Source organism: Pseudomonas donghuensis, assembly GCF_000259195.1.
Classification (GTDB): domain Bacteria; phylum Pseudomonadota; class Gammaproteobacteria; order Pseudomonadales; family Pseudomonadaceae; genus Aquipseudomonas; species Aquipseudomonas donghuensis.
The window spans coordinates 27546-50991 of sequence record NZ_JH650759.1; the positions used below are offsets into that span (position 1 = coordinate 27546).

Consider the following 23446-nt stretch of genomic DNA (forward strand, 5'->3'; position numbering starts at 1 on the left):
AGAACAACCCGTGCGCTGCAATCAGGGTGCTGGCGTTGCTGGCGGGGGCGCTTGGCGTGGCGTATCCTTCGGCTACTCTTTCTGGGGGGATCCCCCCAAACACTTCTGCTTTGATCCGGAGTTCGCCAAATGTCTGCTGGTTGGCTGCGCGCGTGTGCGCTGGTAATGATAGGACTGTTCAGCGGCACTGCGCTGGCCAAGGACAAGGCCCCGACGGCAATCGTCGTCGGTGGCGGTCTGGCCGGCCTGACAGCCGCCTATGAGTTGCAGAACAAGGGGTGGCAGGTGACCCTGCTGGAAGCCAAGGCCGGCATGGGCGGGCGCTCGGGCCTGGCCACCAGCGAATGGATCGGCAACAGCAAGGCCCAGCCGGTGCTCAACCAGTACCTGGACACCTTCAAGCTCAGTACCCTGCCGGCACCGGAGTTCGTGCGGACCCCGGGTTACCTGATCGACGGCGAGTATTTCAGCTCGACCGACCTGGCCACCAAGCAGCCGGCCACCGCCGAGGCGCTCAAGCGTTACGAGAAGACCCTCGACGACCTGGCGCGCTCGATCGACGATCCGCTGAACCCGGCGGCCAACAGCACCCTGTTTGCCCTCGACCAGCTCAACGTCTCCGGCTGGCTCGACAAGCTGCAGTTGCCGGCCACCGCACGCCAGTTGATCAATCAGCAAATCCGTACCCGCTACGACGAGCCATCGCGCCTGTCGCTGCTCTATTTCGCCCAGCAGACCCGCGTCTACCGTGGCGTCAGCGACCGTGACCTGCGCGCGGCCCGCCTGCCAGGCGGCAGCCCGGTACTGGCCCAGGCCTTCGTCAAACAGTTGAAGACCATCAAGACCCAATCGCCGGTCAGTGCCATTGTCCAGGACAAGGACGGCGTCACCGTCAAAGTCGGTAGCGTCGGTTACCAGGCCGATTACGTAGTGCTGGCCGTGCCGCTGCGCGCCCTGTCGAAAATCCAGATGACCCCGGGCCTGGACGCCAAGCACCTGGCTGCGCTCAAGGGTACCAACTACGGCTGGCGCGACCAGCTGATGCTCAAGTTCAAGACCCCGGTGTGGGAGAGCCGCTCGCGGATGTCCGGCGAGATCTACAGCAACACCGGCCTGGGCATGCTCTGGATCGAGCCTGCGCTCAAGGGCGGCGCCAACGTGGTGATCAACCTTTCCGGTGACAACGCGCGTCTGCTGCAAGCCTTTGGCGACAAGCAGATGGTCGATCAGGTGCTGATCCGCCTGCACGCCTTCTACCCGCAGGCCCGCGGTGCCTTCACCGGCTACGAAGTGCGCCGTTACAGCACCGACGTCGGTACCGGTGGCGCCTACCTGGCCTATGGTCCTGGCCAGATCAGCAAGTACTGGCGCCTGTGGGAGCGTCCGGTGCAGCGTATTGCCTTTGCGGGCGAGCACACCGATGCGATGTACCCGGGCACCCTCGAAGGCGCCCTGCGCAGTGGTCAGCGCGCTGCCAGCCAGGTCCAGGATCTGGCGGCCGGCAAGTCGTTCGAACCGGTCAAGGCGGTAGCGGCCACCGCTGCTGCAGGCACGGCTGCGGCGGCGGCGAGCAAGGGCAACTTCTTCAGCAACCTGTTTGGTGGTTCGTCCGACAAGTCGGCCAAGGCCGAGGAGCCGGTGAAGAAGGAAGAGGGCAAGCCAGGGTTCTTCAAGCGTCTGTTCGGCGGTGCTGACAAGCCTGCCGAGCAGCCATCCGCCAAGCCTGCCGAGGTTGCCCCGGCACCCGCTCCGGCTACTGCACCGGCACCCACGGTAGCACCGGTTGCCAAGGAAGAACCGGCCAAGGCGCCGGTAAAAGCGGCCCCGGCCAAACCTGCGGCCAAGCAGGCGCCGGCGAAAAAACCGGTGGCCAAAGCGCAACAGCAGAAAAAGACTGCAGCCAAGGCTGCGCCAGTGAAGAAAGCCGCTGCCAAGGCGGAACCGGTGAAAAAGCCGGTGGCCGATACCCAGGCCAAGGCGCAGTAATGCGCTGACTTCATCGCCGGCAAGACCGGCTCCCACAGGGTTTTGTTCAAGCCGAACCTGTGGGAGCCGGCGTTGCCGGTGATGGGCCGCGCTACGGCCCCAAGACCCTCAGGGTCTTCCCTTCCCACGTAGTTAATGTTTCCTTAATAGCTTCGTTTCATACTAAAGATCATATTTCTCGATATTTCAGAGCAAGTTTTTCTGCTTTTAATCGATAAATAACTCGTTAGTCTTGAGCACAGTTCTTACAGGGAAACACGGCAATGCAACTGCGCAATTCATCTTCTCGTTATGGCCTTGTCAGCATCTTCCTGCACTGGGGTGTTGCGCTGGCCGTATTCGGCCTGTTCGGCCTGGGCCTGTGGATGATGGGCCTGGACTACTACAGCACCTGGCGCAAAGACGCCCCCGACCTGCACAAAAGCATCGGCCTGGTGCTGCTTGGGGTAATGCTGCTGCGTGTGCTCTGGCGCTTTGTCAGTCCGCCCCCGCCGGCTCCGGCCAGCCACGGCAAACTGACTCGCCTGGCCTCCACTGCCGGCCATGGCCTGCTGTACCTGGGTTTGTTCGCGGTGATGATTGCCGGTTACCTGATTTCTACCGCCGATGGTGTTGGCATTCCGGTGTTCGGCCTGTTCGAAGTGCCGGCGCTGGTCAGTAATCTGCCCGACCAGGCCGACGTCGCCGGCGAAATCCATTTCTACCTGGCCTGGGGCCTGGTGATTTTTGCCGGGCTGCATGGCCTGGCCGCCCTGAAACACCACTTTATTGACCGTGACGCGACCCTGATCCGCATGCTGGGCCGCAAAGCTTGATGTTCAACCTCAACTCCAAAGGGATATAGACGCATGTTGAAAAAGACTTTTGCCGCTCTGGCGCTCGGTACCGCACTGTTGTCCGCCGGCCAAGCCATGGCAGCAGATTACAAGATCGACAAGGAAGGCCAGCACGCCTTCGTTGACTGGAAGATCAGCCACCTGGGCTACAGCTTCATCCACGGTACTTTCAAGGATTTCGATGGTTCCTTCAGCTGGGATTCGACCAAGCCTGAAGCCAGCAAGATCGCAGTCGACCTGAAAACCGCCAGCCTGTGGTCCAACCACGCCGAGCGTGATAAGCACATCGCCAGCAAAGACTTCCTCGATGTGAAGAAGTACCCAGAGGCCAAGTTCGTGTCCACCGCCGTTAAACCCACCGGCGAGAAAACCGCTGACGTGACCGGCGACCTGACCCTGCACGGTGTGACCAAGCCGGTGATCTTCAAGGCTACTTTCAACGGTGAAGGCAAGGATCCATGGGGTGGCGAGCGTGCCGGTTTCAACGCCAAGACCACGCTGAACCTGAACGACTTCGGCATCAAAGGCCCAGGCCCTGCATCGCAGACCCTGGATCTGGACATCACGATCGAAGGCGTCAAGCAGAAGTAATTGCTGCTGAACGAACAAAAACGCCGCCCCTAGGGGCGGCGTTTTTGTTGGCGCGGTCGCTGAATCAGCGGTTGCGCGTCAGCAAAGCAGGTTTCTCGCCACGTGGACGGCTTGGCAGTTGCTCGAGCTGCTCGGCAGTCGGGAAGCGATCGACTTTCGACTCCTTGTGCATGATCTTCGGCTGCGACTGGCCTTCACGCGGGTTGCGCACGGCCGGTTCCTGGCTCGATTGATCATCGCGGGCTGGACGACGGTTACGACCGCCACCACCGTCGCGGCGCGCCTGGCCGTCACGGCCGCCACCACCACTACGGGCACCACCACCGCGTTTCTCGCCATTGGCCGAAGCACTGCCACCGCTACGCGGGCCGTTGTTGCTGCGTGGCTGACCACCCCGTGGCTGGCCACCCGTACCGGTGCCAGCCTGGGCAGGTGCACCCGGGCGACGGTTGCGGCCCTGGTTGCCCTTGTTCTGGTAAGGGCTGACGTAGTCGGCGCGGTTACCGAAATTGTCGACTTCGTCATCCAGGAATTCTTCCGGATCACGGTTGGCCGGCACTGGCGGGATACCTGGCTGAGCCGACTGGGCCTGACGCGGCTTGTTGTCGCGCGGCTTGCGCTCCTGGCGGCCACCAGCGGATTTCTCCGCAGTTTTTTCCTTGTCCTTGTCGCGGCCTTTGTCTTTGCCCTGATCCTTGCCCTTGTCCTTGCGACCGCCACTGTTGGCATTGCTGCCATCGGCACGTTGGCCACGGCCAGTGCGCGGATTGTTTTGCGGACGTTCACGGGTTTCGGGTTTTTCAGCTTCGACCTTGGAGGCGTCAAAGCCCATCAGGTCGCCATCCGGGATTTTCTGGCGGGTGACGCGCTCGATGCTCTTGAGCAGCTTTTCTTCATCCGGAGCGACCAGCGAAATGGCCTCACCCGAGCGACCGGCACGGCCGGTACGGCCGATGCGGTGGACGTAATCTTCTTCGACATTGGGCAACTCGAAGTTGACCACGTGCGGCAGTTGATCGATGTCCAGGCCACGGGCGGCGATGTCGGTGGCGACCATGATGCGCACGGTACCGGCCTTGAAGTCGGCCAGGGCCTTGGTGCGGGCGTTCTGGCTCTTGTTGCCGTGGATCGCGGCGGCGGTCAGGCCGTGCTTTTCCAGGTACTCGGCCAGGCGGTTGGCGCCATGCTTGGTACGGGTGAACACCAGTACCTGTTCCCAGGCGCCGGTAGTGATCAGGTGCGCCAGCAAGGCACGCTTGTGGCTGGCCGGCAGGCGGTAGACGCGTTGTTCGATACGCTCGACGGTAGTGTTCGGCGGCGTGACTTCAATGCGTTCCGGATTGTGCAGCAGCTTGTCGGCAAGGTCAGTGATGTCCTTGGAGAAGGTCGCCGAGAACAGCAGGTTCTGGCGCTTGGCCGGCAAACGGGCGAGGACCTTTTTCACATCGTGGATGAAGCCCATGTCGAGCATGCGGTCGGCTTCGTCCAGCACCAGGGTTTCGACGTGGGACAGGTCAACGCTGCCCTGGCCGGCCAGGTCGAGCAAGCGCCCCGGGCAGGCTACCAGCACATCAACGCCCTTGGCCATGGCCTGAACCTGGGGGTTCATGCCGACGCCACCAAAGATGCAGGCGCTGACGAATTTGAGGTCGCGGGCGTAGACCTTGAAGCTGTCGTGAACCTGGGCGGCCAGTTCGCGCGTCGGGGTCAGCACCAGTACCCGCGGCTGGCGTGGGCCATGACGCTGGGATTTGTCCGGGTGACCGCCTGGGAACAGGCGCTCAAGGATCGGCAGGGCGAAGCCGCCGGTTTTACCAGTACCTGTCTGGGCGGCAACCATCAGGTCGCGGCCTTGCAACACGGCGGGAATGGCCCGCTGTTGCACCGGAGTGGGCTGGGTGTAGCCCGCTGCCTCGATGGCGCGGACTAGAGCCTCGGAGAGACCGAGGGAAGCAAAGGACATGAGTAATCCTGTTCTAATGGGGGCTGAGCCCGATGGGATAATCTTGCCTGGCGCGACGGGCATCAGGTGATGCTATCGCGTCCGGTCCTGCAGGGCCTTCAATGCGCATCCGGGGCGGCGGGCGGGCTCTTGGCCGCGCTGTCCTGCCGGTCGGGATGCCTTTTGCAAGGCCGAGCGTCCGGGCGTAAGCCTGGCGGGAAGGCCCGAGTATAACAGAGCATTCAGCGCGTGCTGTGTTCCTGCTGCTCAACGGCGGGTTGAAAGTTTTCCCCGGCACTGGCGTAACGGGCGTGCAGTGCAGCATAGGCCGGTTCGCGCTTGAAGCGCCGCAGCTCGGCGGCAAAGCGCTGGGCCAGCAGGTCCATGCCGACATTGCGGCGCACCGCCAGGTACTGGCTCTGGCGGCTGATCACCAGCGGCAGTTCGCTGATCTGCTGCTCCAGGCCCAGGTTGCGCACCAGGTAGCGGCCTACTCGACGGTCAGTGATCAGCAGGTCGATGCGCCCGCGCTGCAGCTTGCCGAAGTTGGCCTCATGGGTGGGCGCAGGTTCGCGGGTGAATAGCGGCGACTCGATAAACGCCGCTCCGTAGCTGTAACCGGGCGAGGTCCCTACCGTCAGGCCGCGCAGGTCTTCCAGGCGCTTGACCTTGTGCGGTCGGTCGTTGGCGTAGAAGAGGGTGAATTCGACGTCGGACAGCGGTTCGCTGGGGTAGAACAGCTGGCTGTCGCGCTGTTCGGTCTGGAAGATGTCCAGCACACCATCGGCCAGACCTTGTTCGATCATGGCCAGGCAGCGTTTCCACGGCAGGAATTGCCATTCCACCTCGACGCCCAGGCGTTTGAATACTTCGGCGGTCACCTCGTAGTCGATGCCTTTGGCCTGACCGTCTTCAAGGTAGACATAGGGAGCCCAGGGTTCGGTGACGATACGTAGCTTCTCGCCATGGGCAAAGGCACTCAGGCAAGTGAGAAACAGCGCGGTCAACAGACGGGTGAAATCGGGCATGGCTGGAGATTACGACGTGCGCACGGCTATGGCTAGTAGCCGTGCACGTCGATCCAGCCGGGTTGTCAGCGCTGTGATCGCTTTAACAGCAAATCACGCACGGTGCGGTGCTTGCGGCCCAGGGACAGGCGCATGCCGGGATGCTCGAACCATTGCTGCAGGGTCGCGGGGCAGAGCGGCTGCGGATGCCGGGCCTTGGCGTTGTCCAGGGCCTTGTCCCACCAAGCCGAGGCGCAGGCGCGGTCGAACTCGTTGGGGTAGTCGTAGCAGCCGTTGAGCAGCTCGCGCATGAACTGGCGCTGTTCGGCCGGCAAGGTCAGGCTCAAGGCCTTGTAGCCCAGCCGCTGCAGGGTGGGCGGCTTGGGCAGCTGGGCGTTGACGCGGTAGACATCGGCCAGCGCCGCTTCAGTCAGAGGGGCATGCTGGTGCTTGGCCAGCCAGGCCTGGACCTTGGCCCGGAACAGCTGCTTGCGGCTCCAGTAGTGATGGATCAGGTCGGTGCACTGGTTGACCTGCATCTGCCGGTAGGCCGCGACAGTCAGGCAGAACTCTTCCAGGGTGTAAGCCCCCTTGGCGTGGGGGTAGTACTCGTCCATCAAGGCGATGGAGCGGTCGAGCAACGGTGCATCTTCCTGCACCAGGCCAATGACCCCGGAGTTCAGCAGTGGCATGTTCCGGTCGGCCAGGCCGCGCTCCTCGAGCATCGGTGCCAGGGTCTGAAACAGCAGGCACTGCGGGTCACTGCCATAGGTGCCGCCGATGGCGTTGCACAGCAAGGTGCCTGGCTTGACCCGGTGGAACAGTTCGATGGGCGACTGATGGAAAAACGTGTCGGTATCGATCAGCACTGCCATGGGCGCACTGGCCAGCACCTTACGCAGCACCACATGCTTGCTGCGAAAGTGATAACCGTAGGGCTGGTTCCAGGCTTCGCGGGTGGCCGCGTCGAGTGGATGTACGCTTACCGGCAGATGCAGGTAGGGCTCGGGGTTGTCGCTGTAGACCTGGATATCAAGGGCTTGCCCGGGAGTCTTGCGCAGGTTGGCCAGGGCGCTGACGATGCTGAACTGGGCTTCCTGATGATAGGTGTGTGGCCCGAAGACCAGGTAAACAAGTTGCGGTCGAGCAGGGGTAAGTCCTTGGCGCATGAAGGCACGAGAATCCGTCAGGGGGTAAGAATGCAGAAAAGGCCCTTAGCGTAAGCTAAAGGCCTTATCAATATTTTGACGCAATTGTTACCTGTGGTGTAGCGAGCCGATCAGCGGGGCAACTTGAGGTTGTTCCAGATCGCCAGGCTCGGATCGGCCTGGTTCAGGGTATAGAAGTGCAGCCCAGGTGCGCCGCCTTGCAGCAGTTGTTCGCACATACGGGTGATGACTTCTTCGCCAAAGGCCTGGATGCTCTTCACGTCGTCGCCGTAAGCTTCCAGCTGCTTGCGGATCCAGCGTGGGATCTCGGCGCCGCAGGCGTCGGAGAAACGCGCCAGCTTGCTGTAGTTGGTGATCGGCATGATCCCCGGTACTACAGGGATATCCACCCCCATCTGCTGCACACGCTCGACGAAGTAGAAATAGCTGTCGGCGTTGAAGAAGTACTGGGTGATGGCGCTGTTGGCGCCGGCGTTGGCCTTGCGTACGAAGTTTTTCAGGTCATCTTCGAAGTTGCGCGCCTGCGGATGCATCTCCGGGTAGGCGGCGATTTCGATGTGAAAGTGATCGCCGCTTTCCTGGCGGATGAACTCGACCAGTTCGTTGGCGTAGCGCAACTCGCCGCTGGCCATGCCCATGCCTGATGGCAAGTCGCCGCGTAGGGCAACGATGCGCTGGATGCCAGCTGCCTTGTACTGGATCAGCAGCGAGCGCAGGTCATCCTTGCTGTCGCCGACGCACGACAGGTGCGGGGCCGCCGGGACTTTCACTTCGCTTTCCAGCTGCAGCACGGTGTTGAGCGTGCGGTCGCGGGTCGAGCCACCGGCACCGTAGGTGCAGGAGAAGAAATCCGGGTTGTAGCTGGCCAGCTGGCGGGCAGTGGCAAGCAGTTTTTCATGTCCAGCATCGGTCTTGGTCGGGAAGAACTCGAAGCTGTAACGACGTTCCTGAGACATAGAAGATTCTCTTCAGCGGCAAGCTACAAGCCGCAAGCTATAAGCAGAAGCGGCGCGAACCGCTTGCAGCTTGTAGCTTGCAGCTACCAACTTTCAGTAGCGATAGGCGTGTGGCTTGAACGGCCCTTCAACAGTAACGCCGATGTAGTCGGCCTGCTGCTTGGTCAGTTGGGTCACCACGCCGCCGAAGCCGCGGACCATTTCCAGGGCCACTTCTTCGTCGAGCTTCTTCGGCAGGACTTCAACGGTCAGGCGCTCGGCTTTCTGAGCGGCTGGCAGGTCGGCGTACTTCTGCTGGAACAGGAAGATCTGAGCCAGGACCTGGTTGGCGAACGAGCCGTCCATGATCCGGCTCGGGTGACCGGTGGCGTTGCCCAGGTTCACCAGGCGGCCTTCGGCCAGCAGGATCAGGTAGTCGTCGTTCTGTGGGTCGAAGTCGCCATGGCCGGTACGGTGGACCTTGTGTACCTGTGGTTTGACTTCTTCCCAAGCCCAGTTCTTGCGCATGAAAGCGGTATCGATTTCATTGTCGAAGTGGCCGATGTTGCAGACCACGGCGCGCTTCTTCAGGGCCTTGAGCATGTTGGCATCGCAGACGTTGACGTTACCGGTGGTGGTCACGATCAGGTCGATCTTGCCCAGCAGCGCCTTGTCGATGCTCGCTTCGGTACCGTTGTTGATACCGTCGATGAACGGCGAGACCAGCTCGAAACCGTCCATGCAGGCTTGCATGGCGCAGATCGGGTCGACTTCCGACACCTTGACGATCATGCCTTCCTGACGCAGCGACTGGGCCGAGCCCTTGCCGACGTCACCGTAGCCGATGACCAGCGCCTGCTTGCCCGACAGCAGGTGGTCGGTGCCGCGCTTGATGGCGTCGTTGAGGCTGTGACGGCAGCCGTACTTGTTGTCGTTCTTGCTCTTGGTGACCGAGTCGTTGACGTTGATCGCCGGGACTTTCAGCTCACCCTTGGCCAGCATGTCGAGCAGGCGGTGCACACCGGTGGTGGTCTCTTCGGTGACGCCGTGGACGCGCTCCAGCACAGCCGGATACTTCTTGTGCAGCAGCTCGGTGAGGTCGCCGCCATCGTCGAGGATCATGTTGGCGTCCCATGGCTGGCCATCCTTGAGGATGGTTTGCTCCAGGCACCACTCGTACTCTTCCTCGGTCTCGCCTTTCCAGGCGAAAACTGGGATGCCGGCAGCCGCGATGGAGGCAGCGGCCTGGTCTTGAGTCGAGAAGATGTTGCAGGACGACCAGCGTACTTCGGCACCCAGGGCAACCAGGGTTTCGATCAGCACGGCGGTCTGAATGGTCATGTGGATGCAGCCGAGGATTTTCGCACCCTTGAGCGGTTGCTCTTGCAGGTACTTGCGGCGCAGGCCCATCAGCGCAGGCATTTCCGATTCAGCAATGATGGTCTCGCGACGGCCCCAGGCAGCCAGGGAGATATCGGCGACTTTGTAATCGGTAAAACCAGCAGGCGTGTTTACAGCGCTCATTGAGAGCCTCCATTCGTAATGTGCGAATGGGCGCCGTTGTGCGTTTAGTGTCCGCAGGCAGGCCTGGCGGGACAACGCCCCATCCGAGCCTGACAGGTTGAACCTGCTGCAGCGCCCCTCGGACAGGTGGCGGGAACGGTGGCCAATGTAGCCACCGTCGAATAATGCCGGGCGATTATAGCCGGGCTTTTCGAGCTTCCCAAGCGCTAAAGACAAATCAACGGCTCAGCCGGTCGGCATCGTGACCAGCAGATCCAGGTGCAGGCGCAGGTAAGCCAGCGGCTCGCAGTCCTGGGCCAGTAGCATGACCTGCCAGGTAAGCTTGAACTTGCCAGGCTGGTCGCTGCGCAGTTGCCAGTGATAATCGTCGACCTCACGGCTCGATGGTTGCAGCGGGGTGGACGCTTCGGGAAGCGCCAGATGCACGTTGTGCTGCTCGATCAGCTCGATTGCCAGCGGGGGCGTGCTGGCAGGGCTGTGGCTGAAGAGTATTTCTTCGCCGAGCAGCGCCACCGGCACCATGCGCAGCAGCAGCGTTTTCCCAGCCTCGATGGTCAGCCGTGGAGCATCGACAAGCAGGAGGGCATCCGTCTCCGGGCGGGCGTGCAGGATGCACAGGTGGCGGGGGTCGAGATCGGCGGGTGAGTCGGGGTCAATGGGCAGCGGTTCGAGAGAGTCGAGCAGGCCCTTGGTATCGACGATAAGCACAACGTGTTCAGGTTTCTCCGTAGCCATGATGAGCTCCTTCCATGAGCACCAATTGGGGGAGGGTTTTGACATGTGCCACCGGCCCGCAGGCCGATGGCACATGTACTGGATCAGTTGGTGATGGTGATGAACGGATCCCATTCGAAGTAGCCACAGCACTTGCAATCACGATCGACGATCATGAACTTGAAGTGGTAAGTGACTTTGCCTTGCGCGAGCAGGTCGCCGCGCCAGTAGTAGTTGTCGTTGATCTGGCAGGTCGGAACAGACTTATTGTTCGCGTTAGGCACAGCCGTTTGCACTTTGGCGCGCAGGGGACGAGGGTCTTCCAGCAGTTGGTGCTTCGGGTCGTCGCAGACGAACGCATAAAGGATTACGGACTGCTCGAAGCCAAATGAAATGCTTTGCTCGCGCCAGCGAACTACATCGCCTACGCGGCCCCTGAGGTGCAACTCGCCGCCGGCCTGGCCGGCGATGACGTTGTCCTGGTAGGTGACCATGTAGATATGTTCCGGCGGGATGAACGTGGGCCTGTTCGGGTCCTTGCTCGGATTGGGGAATTTCTTGAGGATGGTTTCGGTGTCGAAGTTGATGCTGACATCAATGACTCGGGACATGAGTGGATTCCTTTTCACAGTTCGAGTAGGTCAATGGTGAGCCTCAGTTGCTCTCCACTGGCACTGCCCGGAGCTTCGCTTCCTGCGATGCCGGTTCTGCCGCGCCGTATGCCAAGTTCCGGTTGTCCGACTACCTGGAGTGATCTGTGGATCACATGCTCAGGCTAGATGCATAGAGCGGGGTGTCAAAGTGCGCCCGGTGAAATTTCCATGGCTACTGACCAATGGTCGTAATGGTCGACTCCACCTGAATGGGACTACCATGTAGAACAAGGGCCGGAGGGCTGTATTGCCCTTTGGCGCTCGACTTTTCAGAGGCCAAGGTCAGGAGTAGCGATGAATTTCCACACCCGCAAATGGGTAAAACCCGAAGACCTCAACCCCAACGGCACCCTGTTCGGCGGCAGCCTGCTGCGCTGGATCGATGAAGAGGCGGCGATCTATGCGATCGTTCAGCTGGGCAACCAGCGCGTGGTGACCAAGTACATCTCGGAGATCAACTTCGTCAGCGCCTCGCGTCAGGGCGACATCATCGAGCTGGGCATCACCGCCACTGAATTCGGTCGCACCTCGATCACCCTCAAGTGCGAAGTGCGCAACAAGATCACCCGCAAGAGCATCCTCACGGTCGACCGCATGGTCTTCGTCAATCTGGGTGAAGACGGCCTGCCGGCGCCGCATGGGCGCACCGAGATCAAGTACATCAAGGATCAGTTCGATACCGCGGTGGAATGAAAGGCATCGCCGGCAAGCCGGCTCCCACATATCCCTGTGGGAGCTGGCTTGCCAGCGATAGCGGTCTCAAGGCTGCTCGGTAACCCCGCGCACCACCCGCCCGATCGTCAGGCCCTGCAACAGGATCGACGACAGCACCACGATGTAGGTGATGCTCAACAGCAGGTCACGCTCGGCACCCGATGGCAGCGACAGCGCCAGGGCCACCGACACACCACCACGCAAGCCACCCCAGGTCAGTACCCGCACGGTGCCGCGCGGAACGCTGCGCCAGCGGCGCAGCATCAGGATGGCCGGGGCCACGGTCAGCAGGCGCGACAGCAGGATCGCCACCGCCAGCACGCCGGCGGCCGCCAGGTGCATCCAGGAGAACGGCAGCAACAACAGCTCCAGGCCGATCAGGGCAAACAGCAGGGCATTGAGCATGTCGTCGATCAGTTCCCAGAAGCCATCCAGGTAGCGACGGGTCATGTCGTTCATCGCCAGGTTGCGGCCCAGGTTACCGATGATCAGGCCCGCCACCACCATGGCGATCGGCGCTGAAACGTGCAGTTCATAGGCCATGGCCGAGCCGCCGATGACCAGCGCCAGGGTCAGCATGACCTCGACCTGGTACTGCTCGATGCTCTTGATCATGCGGTAGGTGATGTAGCCGACCAGGCCGCCGAACACCACGCCGCCAATGGCTTCGCGGGCGAACAGGATCGCGGTGTCAGCCACCGTGGGTGTTTCGCCAAGCTGGGCGATGCCCAGCAGCACGGTGAACACGACAACGGCGGTGCCGTCGTTAAACAGCGACTCACCGACGATGGTGGTCTTCAGCGGCTTGGAGGCGTTGGCGGTACGCAGCGCGCCGAGTACCGCGATCGGGTCGGTTGGCGAGATCAGCGCGCCGAACAGCAGGCAGTAGAGCAAGCTCACGTGCCAGCCGAACAGGGCGAAAATCCAGTGGGCAAGAAAACCGATGACCACGGTGGCGATCAGCACGCCGACGGTCGCCAGCAGGCCGATTGGCCAGCGGTAGCTGCGCAGGTCGGCCAGGTTCACGTGCAAGGCGCCGGCGAACAGCAGGAACGACAGCATCCAGTGCATCAGCAGATCGTTGAAATCGATCTGGTTCATCAAGCCTTGCACGCGTTCTTCCAGGCCGGGATAGCCGATAACGCTCAGGCCTTGCAACAGTAGGGAGAACAGCAAGGCAGTGACCATGACGCCGATGGTCGGGGGCAGGCCGATGAAGCGGTAGTTCACATAGGTGAGGAGGGTGGTCAAACAGATAAACGCAGCAACGAGCTCAAGCATCCTAGGTCCTGTAGTGGCTTCCAAGTCGACACCCGATAGCCTCGGGCATTTCTTTGATGACCTGCCGAGGGCTTCGGGACACACTTTTGACTGGATCCGTTGACCACGTTCGTTCAATTTCGTTTCCAGCGCCCTGTGCTGAAGTGGTTATATAGCGGCTGGCCATTGATGACCTCACCTGCCTGGCCAAGGACCTTTGCGTGTTAGCCACTTCACTGGTACTGGTCGCGGCGCTGCTGCACGCGACCTGGAACACCCTGATCAAGTTCAGCGGCGAACGCCTGTTGGTGATTGCCAGCATGGACGTGGTGGCACTGGTGTTTGCGCTTGCCATGGTGGCGTTCGTCCAGGTGCCGCCGGCTGACGTCTGGCCGTGGATGCTGGCGTCGGCGCTGTTCGAGCTCTTCTATCGTTTCCTGCTGATTCAAGCTTACCGGGTCGGTGACCTGGGGCTGGTCTATCCGTTGATGCGCGGCATGTCGCCGCTGGTGGTGCTGGCGCTGACCCTGACGTTTGCCGGCGAGTCCCTGAGCAGCCAGCAGATCATCGGCATTTTGCTGATCCCCTGCGGCATGCTCTGTCTGCTCTGGCAAGGCGGTGGCGGTGATCGGTTACCCTGGTCGATGCTGCCGGTGGTGGCCTCGATTGGCTTGTGTATCGGTTGCTACACCTGGTTCGATGGCCAGGCGATCCGCCTGTGGTCACAGCCGCTGGACTATCTTGTATGGCTGACCCTGGTCAGCGCCTGGCCGTTTCCGTTGCTGGCAGGGGTGGCCCGACGCGCACCGTTCATGCTGTTCTGGCGACTGCAGTGGCGCTTGGGGCTGGCGGTAGGCTTTTGCGTGCTGTTGAGCTATGCCCTGGTGCTCTGGGCCATGCAGTTGGGCTCGGTGGCCGAGGCGGCAGCGCTGCGCGAGGTCAGCGTGATCCTGGTGGTGCTGTTGGGCATGCGCTACCTCAAAGAACCTTTTGGCAGGCCGAGGCTCTTAGCCTGTGCGCTGGTGCTGATCGGCATGCTGATCATGAAGCTCTGATATTTTTACTGACAAGGACTTGGCCATGACCGTTGCCTTCTGGTGTGTACTGATCGCGTTGTTCCTCCCCATTCTCTGTACCAGCATCGCCAAGGTTGGCAGCGGTCGCTTCAGCCTGCGGCAGAACCACGACCCGCGGGCTTTCCTCGACAAGCTCGAGGGCTTCCCGCGTCGAGCCTACGCGGCGCAATTGAACAGCTTCGAAGCCTTCCCGGCGTTTGCCGCCGCGGTAATCATCGCCGACATCGTCGGCAATGCCGAGCAGGTGACCCAGGATGTTCTGGCGGTGCTCTACATCACCAGCCGCCTGCTCTACATCATCTGCTACCTGGCCGACTGGGCCGCCCTGCGCTCGCTGGTATGGTTCGTCGGCCTGGGCCTGGTAGCGTCGTTCTTCTTCGTCTCGATCTAAGCCGCGTCACGGCACCTGGGGCACGGCCGGCAACGCTGCGCCCTTGGGCCACAGCAACCAGATCTGGCCCTGCTGCTTCATGTCGCCGGCCAGTTTGCCGGCTTCACTGCCGGTGCCCCAGAACAGGTCGGCGCGCACCTCGCCGGTGATTGCCCCGCCAGTGTCCTGGGCCGCGACCGGGCGAACCACCGGAGCACCGTCAGGGCGGGTGGTGGAGAGCCACAGCAGGCTGCCCAGCGGAATCACCTTGCGATCGATGGCCACACTGTAGCCGGCGGTCAGCGGTACGTTGAGCGAACCGCGCGGGCCCTCATTGCTGTCCGGGCGAGTGCTGAAGAACACATAACTGGGGTTGCTCGCCAACAGTTCCGGTACCCGCGTCGGGTTGCTCTGGGCCCAGGCGTGGATGCTGCCCATGGTCACTTCTTCTTTCTTCAATTGCCCCTGTTCCACCAGCCAGCGGCCGATCGGGCGATAAGGGTGGCCGTTCTGGTCGGCATAGCCGATGCGCAGCTGGCGGCCGCTCTCCAGCTGAATGCGGCCCGAGCCCTGGATCTGCAGGAACTGCAGGTCCATCGGATCTGTCAGCCAGGCCAGAACCTGCGCTTTGACGCCCTGGGCATTGATGGTTTCAGCGGTGTCGTAAGGCTTCAGCACCCGGCCATCAAGGCGGCCACGCAGGCGCTTGCCCTTGAGCTCGGGATACACGCTGTCCAGGGCGACCACGATCATGTCGTCCGGCACGCCATAGACCGGCACGTTGGCGCTGGCGGTCTGGGTCAGGCTGCCGGGGTACACCGGTTCGTAATATCCGGTGATCAGGCCATTGGCGTTGTTGTCGGCTGAACGCATGCTGTAGACGTCCAGCTGCGCCTGAAGAAAGCTGCGTACTTCAACCGGGCTGGATGGAACGGCTGCCGCTGCCGTGCAGGTGTTGGCCCAGACGGCATCGCGCTTGAGTCGCTCGCAGGCACTGCGCCAGGATTCGAAACCGGCCACCAGGTCGCTGTCGCTGACCTGCGGCAGGTCCTTCCAGGTGGCGCCAACATAGCTGGCCAGTGGATGAGGTTGGGTTTTTTCCGGCTCGCTGCCGTTGCAGCCGGCCAGCAGGGCCAGTACTGACAGGGTCCAGCCAAAGTGGCGCAAAGGAAGTTTCATCAACGGGGTTCCTCGGCGGTTTGCGGGGCTTGCCGCCTGTTTTGCAAACCGTAGTTTTAATAAGGGTATTGGTCTTTGCCGGTGAGGCGAGGATACTGGCCGCCTTTTTCCGTGAGCCGAAGTGATCAAGATGCTCAAGCGACTTTCTGTTGTATTGCTGGCGTGTGTGACCCTGAGTGCCTGTGGCGGGGTCGACCCGAACTCGCCGCTGGGCCAGCGCAAGACGATCTTCAAGCAAATGCTCAAGACCAGCGAAGATCTGGGTGGCATGTTGCGTGGGCGCCTGGCCTTCGATGGGCAGAAGTTCGCCGATGGCGCGGTCAAGCTCGATAACCTGTCTCGTGAACCGTGGAAGCACTTCCCGCAGGTTCGTGAGGAGGATGATAGCAGCGCCCGCGCCGATGTCTGGGAGAAGCAGGCGCGCTTCCAGGACCTGGCCCGGCAGATGGAGGCCACCACCGCCGAGCTGGTGGCGGCGACCCGTACCCAGCCGCTCAAGGCGGCAGCGCTGACGGTGCCGATGAACAAGGTCGAGGCGGCATGCAAAGCCTGTCATACCGAGTTTCGTAATCACTGACTGATCAGGGGGCGCAAGGCGCCCCATCGCTGGCTTTGCCAACGATGGGCTGCGTAACAGCCCCAATGTTCCCGCCTGCTGTTACTTCTCCAACTCATCCAGGGCTTGCTGCAGCTCCTGCTTGGACTCGGCCAGCTTGTCCTTGCGCTTGTTGATCTTCTCGGCATCGCCTTTTTTCATGGCCTTGTCCAGGTCCTTGGTGCGCTGGTTCACTTCATGGCGGGCGTCGAGGACTTTCTGCTCGCGCTCCTTGCGCAGACCGGCGTCGGTGCAGTGCTCGGTCACTTCGCTGAGGGCCTTTTCCAGGCCGGCTTGCTGATCACTGTTGCCATGGGCGCGAGCCTGCTCGATCTGCTCGCTGATGGCTTGCTTCTTGGCTGCGCAACCGGTCAGGCCTGGCTGTTCTTCAGTGGCCAGCAGGGGCGCGGCCAGGAGTGAGCAGGCAGTGAACAGGGCAAGCGGGGAAAGCAGTTTCATTGGGGGCTCCGTTGTCGCGGGCTTGGCAGAATCCGTGATGCTGCCCTGATCCGGGAAAATTAGAAACCCTCGATTGTGTGTCTGCGCAATTGTTCGGCCACTATCTGCACCTCGGGTGAGCTGAAAAATGCCAGCAATTGAGCACTGCGACCTTGGCCAACACCCGGTTCGCTCAGCCATTGCCCGGCGTCGCGCTGGAGCAGGTCTACCCAAGTGGTATCCGCTGCCAAAGGCGTTGCGGCTGGAACGCCCAAAGCGCTGAGCCAGCGCGCGAAGGGTTGCTGGCGAGCCTGGTCGAAGGCGTGCAGCAACTGCTGGCGGCTGCGCTCACCTAGTCCGGGTACCGATTGCAGGTCTTGGTCCTGGAGGTCCAGCCAGTCGCCCAGGCCGCGAACATGACCGCTGTCGATCAGTTTCTCCCAGGTACCCGGGCCCAGCCCCGGCATGTTCAGGCCTTGCTTGCCGCTGAGCCAGTTGAGCCGGGCGATGAACTGGCCGCGGCAGCCATCGCTCGCTTGCCAGCAACTGAGCAGGTGGTAGTGGGCAGGGTCCGGGACCGCGATGTTCATACGTTGAACGCTGCGGAGTACGACCTCGTCCAGGCGCGGGATGGTCAGCCCGGCCAGGCTGATGGCCACTTGATCACCGGGGCGGATGTCCAGCTGCTGCCAGCGCTGAAAGGAGCCGAGGCTGACCTGACGGATCTGCCGGTCATCCAGTTGCACCGGCTTGATCTGCAGCACCGGCGTGATGCGCCCGGTGCGGCCAATGTTGAACTGCACACCACGGACTTCAGCCAGGGCCTGGGCAAAAGGGTACTTCCAGGCGGTTATCCAGTAAGGGTCGCGTGCTTGCCAGCGCGTGCCGTCCGGACGATTGCCCTGACGCAGCACAACGCCGTCGCTGGCGAACGGCAGCGGGCTGCGGTACCAATACTCACGCCACCTGGCAGCCTCGGCAAAGGTGCTCAAGGGTTCGCTGTAACGCTCGCTATGTTCAAAGCCCAATGTGCTCAAACCCTTGAGCCGCGCGCGCTGATCGGCCGGTCCCTGCGGCCAGGCCCAGACGAACAACCCGACCACCGCGCCCTGTTCGGCGCTGATGCGTTTGCGTGCCAGCAAGCCGGCGACATTGCCGCGGGCGTTGAGGCTGCCGGCATTGGCTTGCACATGGCCGTCCAGGCGCCAGAACAGTTCGCCCTGAAGCACAAGGTCGAGCGGCTCGGGCAACTGCTGGTTGAGCCCGCCCAGGGCCGGGATGTGGCGGCTCCAGTCGTGACCATGAACGCCGTCGCCACGGCTGATCAGTTGCACCAGCTTGCCGCCGCGATAGACCAGGGTGGCAGCCACGCCGTCGACCTTGGGCTGAATCCACAGGTCTTGCTTGCCATGCAGCCAGGCTTTGACTGCCGCCTCGTCGGCCAGCTTGCCCAGGCCGGTATGGGCAATCGGGTGGCGCAGGGGGCCGACGGCGGTTTTCAGCGGGTTGCCCGGCGCCTTGGCCGGCAAGGGGAAGCAGCTTTGCAGATGGCTCAGGCGCGTACGGCTCTGGTCGTAGAGTTCGTCGGCGACCAGTGAGACACCCTGACGGTGATAGTGATCGTCCCAGTCGGCAAGCGTCAGCTGGAGCTGGCGGATTTCAGCCCGGGCCTGGACCGTCGGCCAGTCGGGGCAAGTCTGCGCGTGTGCCGGGAGCAGCCAGAAGAAGAGCAGAAGGGACAGCAGGGACGTGTGCAGCATGGCGAGCATCCTTGCTCGGTGGGGTGGAATACCAAGCCTAGGAAAGATTGTTCGCCTTGAGGGTGTTCAACTGTCAGGTCATGTGTCGAGAAGTACTGCAGCCAATGGAAAAAGCCCCGACCAGTTACCCGGTCGGGGCTTTTGCTTGCAGCTTGTATCTTGCGGCTTGTGGCTTCAGCCCTTACAGGCCGGCAGCGGCGCGCAGGGCGTCGACGCGGTCGGTGCGTTCCCAGGTGAAGGTGGTGAAGGTGTCGTCGCCGACGGTCTTCTGCTGCGGGATACGGCCGAAGTGACCGTAGGCAGCGGTTTCCTGGTACATCGGGTGCAGCAGGTCGAGCATGGTGGTGATCGCGTACGGGCGCAGGTCGAAGCACTCGCGCACCAGCTGGACGATCTTGTCGTCGGAGATCTTGCCGGTGCCGAAGGTGTTCAGCGAGATCGAAGTCGGCTGAGCGACACCAATGGCGTAGGAAACCTGGATCTCGCAACGCTCGGCCAGGCCGGCGGCGACAATGTTCTTGGCCACGTAGCGACCGGCGTAAGCCGCGGAACGGTCAACCTTGGACGGGTCCTTGCCGGAGAACGCACCACCGCCGTGACGGGCCATGCCGCCATAGCTGTCGACGATGATCTTGCGGCCGGTCAGACCGCAGTCACCCACCGGGCCGCCGATGATGAACTGGCCGGTCGGGTTGATATGGAACTGGGTGCCTTTGTGCAGCAGTTCGGCCGGCAGGGTGTGCTTGACGATCAGCTCCATCACCGCTTCCTGCAGGTCTTTTTGCGACACTTCAGGGTTGTGCTGGGTCGACAGTACAACGGCGTCGATACCGACTACCTTGCCGCCTTCGTAACGGCAGGTAACCTGCGACTTGGCATCCGGGCGCAGCCACGGCAGCAGGCCGGACTTGCGTGCTTCGGCCTGGCGCTCGACCAGACGGTGCGAGAAGCAGATCGGTGCTGGCATCAGCACGTCGGTTTCGTTGCTGGCGTAGCCGAACATCAGGCCCTGGTCGCCGGCGCCCTGGTCTTCAGGCTTGCTGCGGTCAACGCCCTGGGCGATGTCTACCGACTGCTTGCCGATGATGTTCATGACCGCGCAAGTCGCGCCGTCGAAGCCGACGTCGGAGCTGTTGTAGCCGATGTCGACGATGACTTTGCGAACGATGTCTTCCAGATCGACCCAGGCCGAGGTGGTGACTTCGCCAGCGATGATTGCCACACCGGTTTTCACCAGGGTTTCGCAAGCCACGCGGGCGAACTTGTCCTGGGTGATGATGGCGTCCAGCACCGCATCCGAAATCTGGTCGGCGATTTTGTCCGGATGCCCTTCAGACACGGACTCGGAGGTGAAAAGGGAGTATTCGCTCATCTCGACGGGTTCCTAAAATTTACCGATGGTGATGTCGCCAGCCGGTCGCTGAAAATGGCGGACCTGAATCTGGAAACCATTACGTAAGCCCACATAGAGGCTGTCCCCGGGCGCCAGTCCCGCAGCGCTGGCCCAACGGGCCAGGTCGTCCTGCTCGAAGCCCAGCCAGATATCGCCACAGGCCTCTCTGGCCCAGCTCTGGTCGTGGCTACACAACTCTGTTACCAACAGGCTTCCGCCTGGTTTCACGCGGTTGGCCAGCTGCCGCAGGGCTTCGGCCGGGGCGCTGAAATGGTGCAGGACCATATTCAGCACTACGCAGTCGGCTTCCACATCCGTTGCACTGAGTGCATCGGCCAACTGCAGGTTCACATTAGCCAGACCTTCGCGCTCGCAGACCCGGCGGGCCAGGTCGAGCATGGTCGGGCTGTTGTCCAGAGCGGTGACCCGGGTGAAGCGCCGGGCCAGCTCGGGAAGAAATTCGCCGTCGCCGGGCCCTACTTCGAGGGCATCGGCGTCGGTTTCGAAGCTGAGTTTGTCGAGCAGGGCCAGCAGGCTTTCGCGGTATTGCGGCAAGCCGGCGATCAGGTCCTGCTGGGCACGAAACTTCTCTTCGACACGCAGGAAAAAGTCCTGGCTGGTGGCGGCCCGGCGTTGTTGCACCTGGGCGATACGGGCCTGGACTTCATCGGCCAGGCCCAGCCCGTCCACCTCTTCGAGCAACGCTGCATGCAGCTTGCCGCCGAGGCTCGGGCCGTCGGGCAGGGCGCGACGGTAGAAGATTGCATTGCCTTCGCGACGGGTCGCCACCAGGCCGGCCTGGGCCAGCACCTTGAGGTGGTGGCTCATGCCCGATTGACCAATGGCGAAGATCTGCGCCAGCTCCAGCACACCGAACGAGTCGCTGGCCAGTGCGCGCAATACATTCAGGCGCAATGGGTCGCCGCCGGCTTTGCACAGGGCAGCCAGCGCGTCGCTTTGCTCTTGGCGGATCGACGGCACGGGTAGGTTCATGGTGCGGCAGTCTAGTCAGGCAGCGATAACGTCGCAAGGCCAATATCAAAAAGTTTTGATATTGCGCGATAAGCGGGGCAATTCGTCGCAGGCTGTGCGACCGATCCGGCTGTTTGCCCGGTCTAACGCCTGATTCTTCTCTCAATCACAGGAAAATCACGCTGCATCGACCATCCGTCATTGCCCCCGGGCACGTGCCTGGGCGAAAATGGCCGCCTTTTTTCGTTTCGTAACTAATTCAACACCCAGGAGATAAGCGATGCCCAGCCGTCGTGAGCGTGCCAACGCCATTCGTGCCCTCAGCATGGATGCCGTGCAAAAGGCCAACAGCGGCCACCCCGGTGCCCCTATGGGCATGGCGGATATCGCCGAGGTTCTGTGGCGTGACTACCTGAAGCACAACCCGACCAACCCGAACTTCGCTGACCGTGACCGCTTCGTGCTGTCCAACGGCCACGGTTCGATGCTGATCTACTCGCTGCTGCACCTGACCGGCTACGACCTGTCGATCGACGACCTGAAGAGCTTCCGTCAACTGCACAGCCGTACCCCGGGCCACCCGGAGTTCGGTTACACCCCGGGCGTCGAGACCACCACCGGCCCACTGGGCCAGGGCCTGGCCAATGCCGTTGGTTTCGCCCTGGCGGAAAAAGTCCTGGCCGGTCAGTTCAACCGCAAGGACCACAACATTGTCGACCACCACACCTATGTGTTCCTGGGTGATGGTTGCATGATGGAAGGCATTTCCCACGAAGTCGCTTCCCTGGCCGGTACCCTGGGCCTGGGCAAGCTGATCGCCTTCTACGATGACAACGGCATCTCCATCGACGGCGAAGTCGAGGGCTGGTTCACCGATGACACCCCGAAGCGTTTCGAAGCCTACAACTGGCAGGTGATCCGCAATGTCGACGGCCATGACGCCGACGAGATCCGCACCGCCATCGACACCGCGCGCAAGAGCGAGCAGCCGACCCTGATCTGCTGCAAGACCATCATCGGTTTCGGCTCGCCGAACAAGCAGGGCAAGGAAGATTGCCACGGTGCCCCGCTGGGCAACGACGAAATCGCCCTGGCGCGCAAGGCGCTGAACTGGAATCACGCACCGTTCGAAATCCCGGCTGACATCTACGCCGAGTGGGACGCCAAGGAAGCCGGCAAGGCCGTTGAAGCCGAATGGGACCAGCGTTTCGCTGCCTACTCTGCCGCTCACCCAGAGCTTGCTAATGAACTGGTGCGTCGCCTGAGCGGTGACCTGCCGGCTGACTTCGCGGAGAAGGCTGCAGCCTACATCGCCGAAGTCGCGGCCAAGGGCGAGACCATTGCCAGCCGTAAAGCCAGCCAGAACGCCCTGAACGCCTTCGGCCCGCTGCTGCCTGAACTGCTGGGCGGTTCGGCCGACCTGGCCGGTTCCAACCTGACCCTGTGGAAAGGCTGCAAAGGTGTCAGCGCCGAAGACGCCAGCGGCAACTACATGTTCTACGGCGTGCGTGAGTTCGGCATGACCGCGATCATGAACGGTGTCGCCCTGCACGGCGGCCTGGTGCCTTACGGCGCGACCTTCCTGATGTTCATGGAATACGCCCGCAACGCGGTGCGCATGTCGGCGCTGATGAAGCAGCGGGTCATCCACGTCTACACCCACGACTCCATCGGTCTGGGCGAAGACGGCCCGACCCACCAGCCGATCGAGCAACTGACCAGCCTGCGCAGCACGCCGAACCTGGACACCTGGCGCCCAGCCGATGCCGTCGAGTCGGCAGTCTCCTGGAAGGTCGCCCTGGAGCGCAAAGACGGCCCATCGGCGCTGATCTTCTCGCGTCAGAACCTGCAGCACCAGGCGCGTGACGCTGAGCAGGTCGCCAACATCAGCCGCGGCGGCTACGTCCTCAAAGACTGCGCCGGCGAGCCTGAGCTGATCCTGATCGCCACCGGTTCCGAAGTCGGCCTGGCGGTTCAGGCGTTCGACAAGCTGACCGAACAAGGCCGCAAGGTCCGCGTGGTATCCATGCCATCGACCAGTGTGTTCGACGCTCAGGATGCTGGCTACAAACAGTCGGTGCTGCCACTGGAAGTCGGCGCGCGTATCGCCATCGAAGCGGCCCATGCCGACTTCTGGTACAAGTACGTCGGCCTCGAAGGCCGCGTCATCGGCATGACCACCTACGGCGAGTCGGCTCCTGCGTCGGCGCTGTTCGAAGAGTTCGGTTTCACCCTGGAAAACATCCTGGGTACTGCTGAAGAGCTGCTGGAAGACTGATCCCGTTTCCCTGTGGGACTGGCGTCGGCTTCATCGCTGGCAAGCCAGCTCCCA

At 62.2% G+C, this 23446-nt stretch carries 21 protein-coding genes and 1 riboswitch; of the genes, 8 read left to right on the plus strand and 13 right to left on the minus strand.

Annotation, left to right across the window (positions count from 1 at the left end; genetic code table 11):
- Window positions 1-129: 129 nt before the first annotated feature.
- From UW3_RS0106570 to UW3_RS0106580, 3 genes are all read left to right on the plus strand, one after another.
- A complete protein-coding gene (locus UW3_RS0106570; RefSeq protein ID WP_010221507.1) occupies window positions 130-1986 on the plus strand; it encodes a flavin monoamine oxidase family protein in 1857 nt (618 codons plus the stop codon).
- A 263-nt stretch (window positions 1987-2249) separates the two neighbouring features.
- The gene (locus UW3_RS0106575) at window positions 2250-2801 is read left to right on the plus strand and encodes a cytochrome b (protein WP_010221508.1); all 552 of its coding nucleotides are present in this window, start codon (window positions 2250-2252) and stop codon (window positions 2799-2801) included.
- Window positions 2802-2834: 33 nt separating this feature from the next.
- Window positions 2835-3413: a YceI family protein gene (locus tag UW3_RS0106580; RefSeq protein WP_026001213.1), complete on the plus strand. Its 579-nt coding sequence runs from the start codon at window positions 2835-2837 to the stop codon at window positions 3411-3413.
- A 64-nt stretch (window positions 3414-3477) separates the two neighbouring features.
- On the opposite strand, the gene UW3_RS0106585 is transcribed toward UW3_RS0106580, so the two are convergent.
- The 7 genes from UW3_RS0106585 to UW3_RS0106615 form a co-directional block, all read right to left on the minus strand.
- Entirely contained in the window at window positions 3478-5376 is a 1899-nt protein-coding gene (locus UW3_RS0106585; RefSeq protein ID WP_010221510.1) for an RNA helicase RhlE2, read from the minus strand.
- A 221-nt stretch (window positions 5377-5597) separates the two neighbouring features.
- Window positions 5598-6383 carry a substrate-binding periplasmic protein gene (locus tag UW3_RS0106590; RefSeq protein ID WP_010221511.1) on the minus strand — a complete coding sequence of 262 codons (786 nt, stop codon included), beginning with the start codon at window positions 6381-6383 and terminating at the stop codon, window positions 5598-5600.
- Window positions 6384-6448: 65 nt separating this feature from the next.
- Window positions 6449-7531, minus strand: coding sequence for a hypothetical protein (locus tag UW3_RS0106595; RefSeq protein WP_010221512.1), 1083 nt, complete (start codon window positions 7529-7531; stop codon window positions 6449-6451).
- 110 nt (window positions 7532-7641) lie between these two features.
- Window positions 7642-8487 carry a methylenetetrahydrofolate reductase [NAD(P)H] gene (gene metF / locus UW3_RS0106600; RefSeq protein WP_010221513.1) on the minus strand — a complete coding sequence of 282 codons (846 nt, stop codon included), beginning with the start codon at window positions 8485-8487 and terminating at the stop codon, window positions 7642-7644.
- Between the two features lie 93 nt (window positions 8488-8580).
- The gene (ahcY, locus tag UW3_RS0106605) at window positions 8581-9990 is read right to left on the minus strand and encodes an adenosylhomocysteinase (RefSeq protein ID WP_010221514.1); all 1410 of its coding nucleotides are present in this window, start codon (window positions 9988-9990) and stop codon (window positions 8581-8583) included.
- Window positions 9991-10011: 21 nt separating this feature from the next.
- A riboswitch (S-adenosyl-L-homocysteine riboswitch) is annotated at window positions 10012-10116 on the minus strand.
- A 99-nt stretch (window positions 10117-10215) separates the two neighbouring features.
- Entirely contained in the window at window positions 10216-10725 is a 510-nt protein-coding gene (locus tag UW3_RS0106610) for an AidA/PixA family protein (protein ID WP_010221515.1), read from the minus strand.
- 83 nt (window positions 10726-10808) lie between these two features.
- Entirely contained in the window at window positions 10809-11315 is a 507-nt protein-coding gene (locus UW3_RS0106615) for an inclusion body family protein (RefSeq protein ID WP_010221516.1), read from the minus strand.
- A gap of 336 nt (window positions 11316-11651) precedes the next feature.
- On the opposite strand from UW3_RS0106615, the gene UW3_RS0106620 reads away from it, so the two are divergent.
- The gene (locus tag UW3_RS0106620) at window positions 11652-12050 is read left to right on the plus strand and encodes an acyl-CoA thioesterase (RefSeq protein ID WP_010221517.1); all 399 of its coding nucleotides are present in this window, start codon (window positions 11652-11654) and stop codon (window positions 12048-12050) included.
- Window positions 12051-12116: 66 nt separating this feature from the next.
- Here UW3_RS0106620 and UW3_RS0106625 read toward each other — a convergent pair whose 3' ends face one another.
- Window positions 12117-13352, minus strand: coding sequence for a cation:proton antiporter (locus UW3_RS0106625; RefSeq protein WP_010221518.1), 1236 nt, complete (start codon window positions 13350-13352; stop codon window positions 12117-12119).
- 200 nt (window positions 13353-13552) lie between these two features.
- On the opposite strand from UW3_RS0106625, the gene UW3_RS0106630 reads away from it, so the two are divergent.
- The gene (locus UW3_RS0106630; RefSeq protein WP_010221519.1) at window positions 13553-14386 is read left to right on the plus strand and encodes an EamA family transporter; all 834 of its coding nucleotides are present in this window, start codon (window positions 13553-13555) and stop codon (window positions 14384-14386) included.
- Window positions 14387-14411: 25 nt separating this feature from the next.
- Complete coding sequence (locus tag UW3_RS0106635; RefSeq protein ID WP_010221520.1) at window positions 14412-14798, plus strand: MAPEG family protein; 387 nt, start codon at window positions 14412-14414, stop codon at window positions 14796-14798.
- A gap of 6 nt (window positions 14799-14804) precedes the next feature.
- Here the strand turns inward: UW3_RS0106635 and mltA are convergent, their stop codons facing one another.
- Window positions 14805-15956 carry a murein transglycosylase A gene (gene mltA / locus UW3_RS0106640; protein ID WP_010221521.1) on the minus strand — a complete coding sequence of 384 codons (1152 nt, stop codon included), beginning with the start codon at window positions 15954-15956 and terminating at the stop codon, window positions 14805-14807.
- 130 nt (window positions 15957-16086) lie between these two features.
- On the opposite strand from mltA, the gene UW3_RS0106645 reads away from it, so the two are divergent.
- Window positions 16087-16533, plus strand: a complete 447-nt coding sequence (locus tag UW3_RS0106645; RefSeq protein WP_010221522.1) for a c-type cytochrome — start codon at window positions 16087-16089, stop codon at window positions 16531-16533.
- 81 nt (window positions 16534-16614) lie between these two features.
- Here UW3_RS0106645 and UW3_RS0106650 read toward each other — a convergent pair whose 3' ends face one another.
- The 4 genes from UW3_RS0106650 to UW3_RS0106665 form a co-directional block, all read right to left on the minus strand.
- The gene (locus UW3_RS0106650) at window positions 16615-17010 is read right to left on the minus strand and encodes a DUF1090 domain-containing protein (RefSeq protein ID WP_010221523.1); all 396 of its coding nucleotides are present in this window, start codon (window positions 17008-17010) and stop codon (window positions 16615-16617) included.
- Between the two features lie 59 nt (window positions 17011-17069).
- The gene (gene ligB / locus UW3_RS0106655) at window positions 17070-18749 is read right to left on the minus strand and encodes an NAD-dependent DNA ligase LigB (protein WP_010221524.1); all 1680 of its coding nucleotides are present in this window, start codon (window positions 18747-18749) and stop codon (window positions 17070-17072) included.
- 181 nt (window positions 18750-18930) lie between these two features.
- Complete coding sequence (metK, locus tag UW3_RS0106660) at window positions 18931-20121, minus strand: methionine adenosyltransferase (protein ID WP_010221525.1); 1191 nt, start codon at window positions 20119-20121, stop codon at window positions 18931-18933.
- A 12-nt stretch (window positions 20122-20133) separates the two neighbouring features.
- Entirely contained in the window at window positions 20134-21135 is a 1002-nt protein-coding gene (locus UW3_RS0106665) for an ArsR/SmtB family transcription factor (RefSeq protein WP_026001214.1), read from the minus strand.
- A 259-nt stretch (window positions 21136-21394) separates the two neighbouring features.
- On the opposite strand from UW3_RS0106665, the gene tkt reads away from it, so the two are divergent.
- Complete coding sequence (tkt, locus tag UW3_RS0106670; RefSeq protein ID WP_010221527.1) at window positions 21395-23392, plus strand: transketolase; 1998 nt, start codon at window positions 21395-21397, stop codon at window positions 23390-23392.
- Window positions 23393-23446 lie beyond the last annotated feature (54 nt).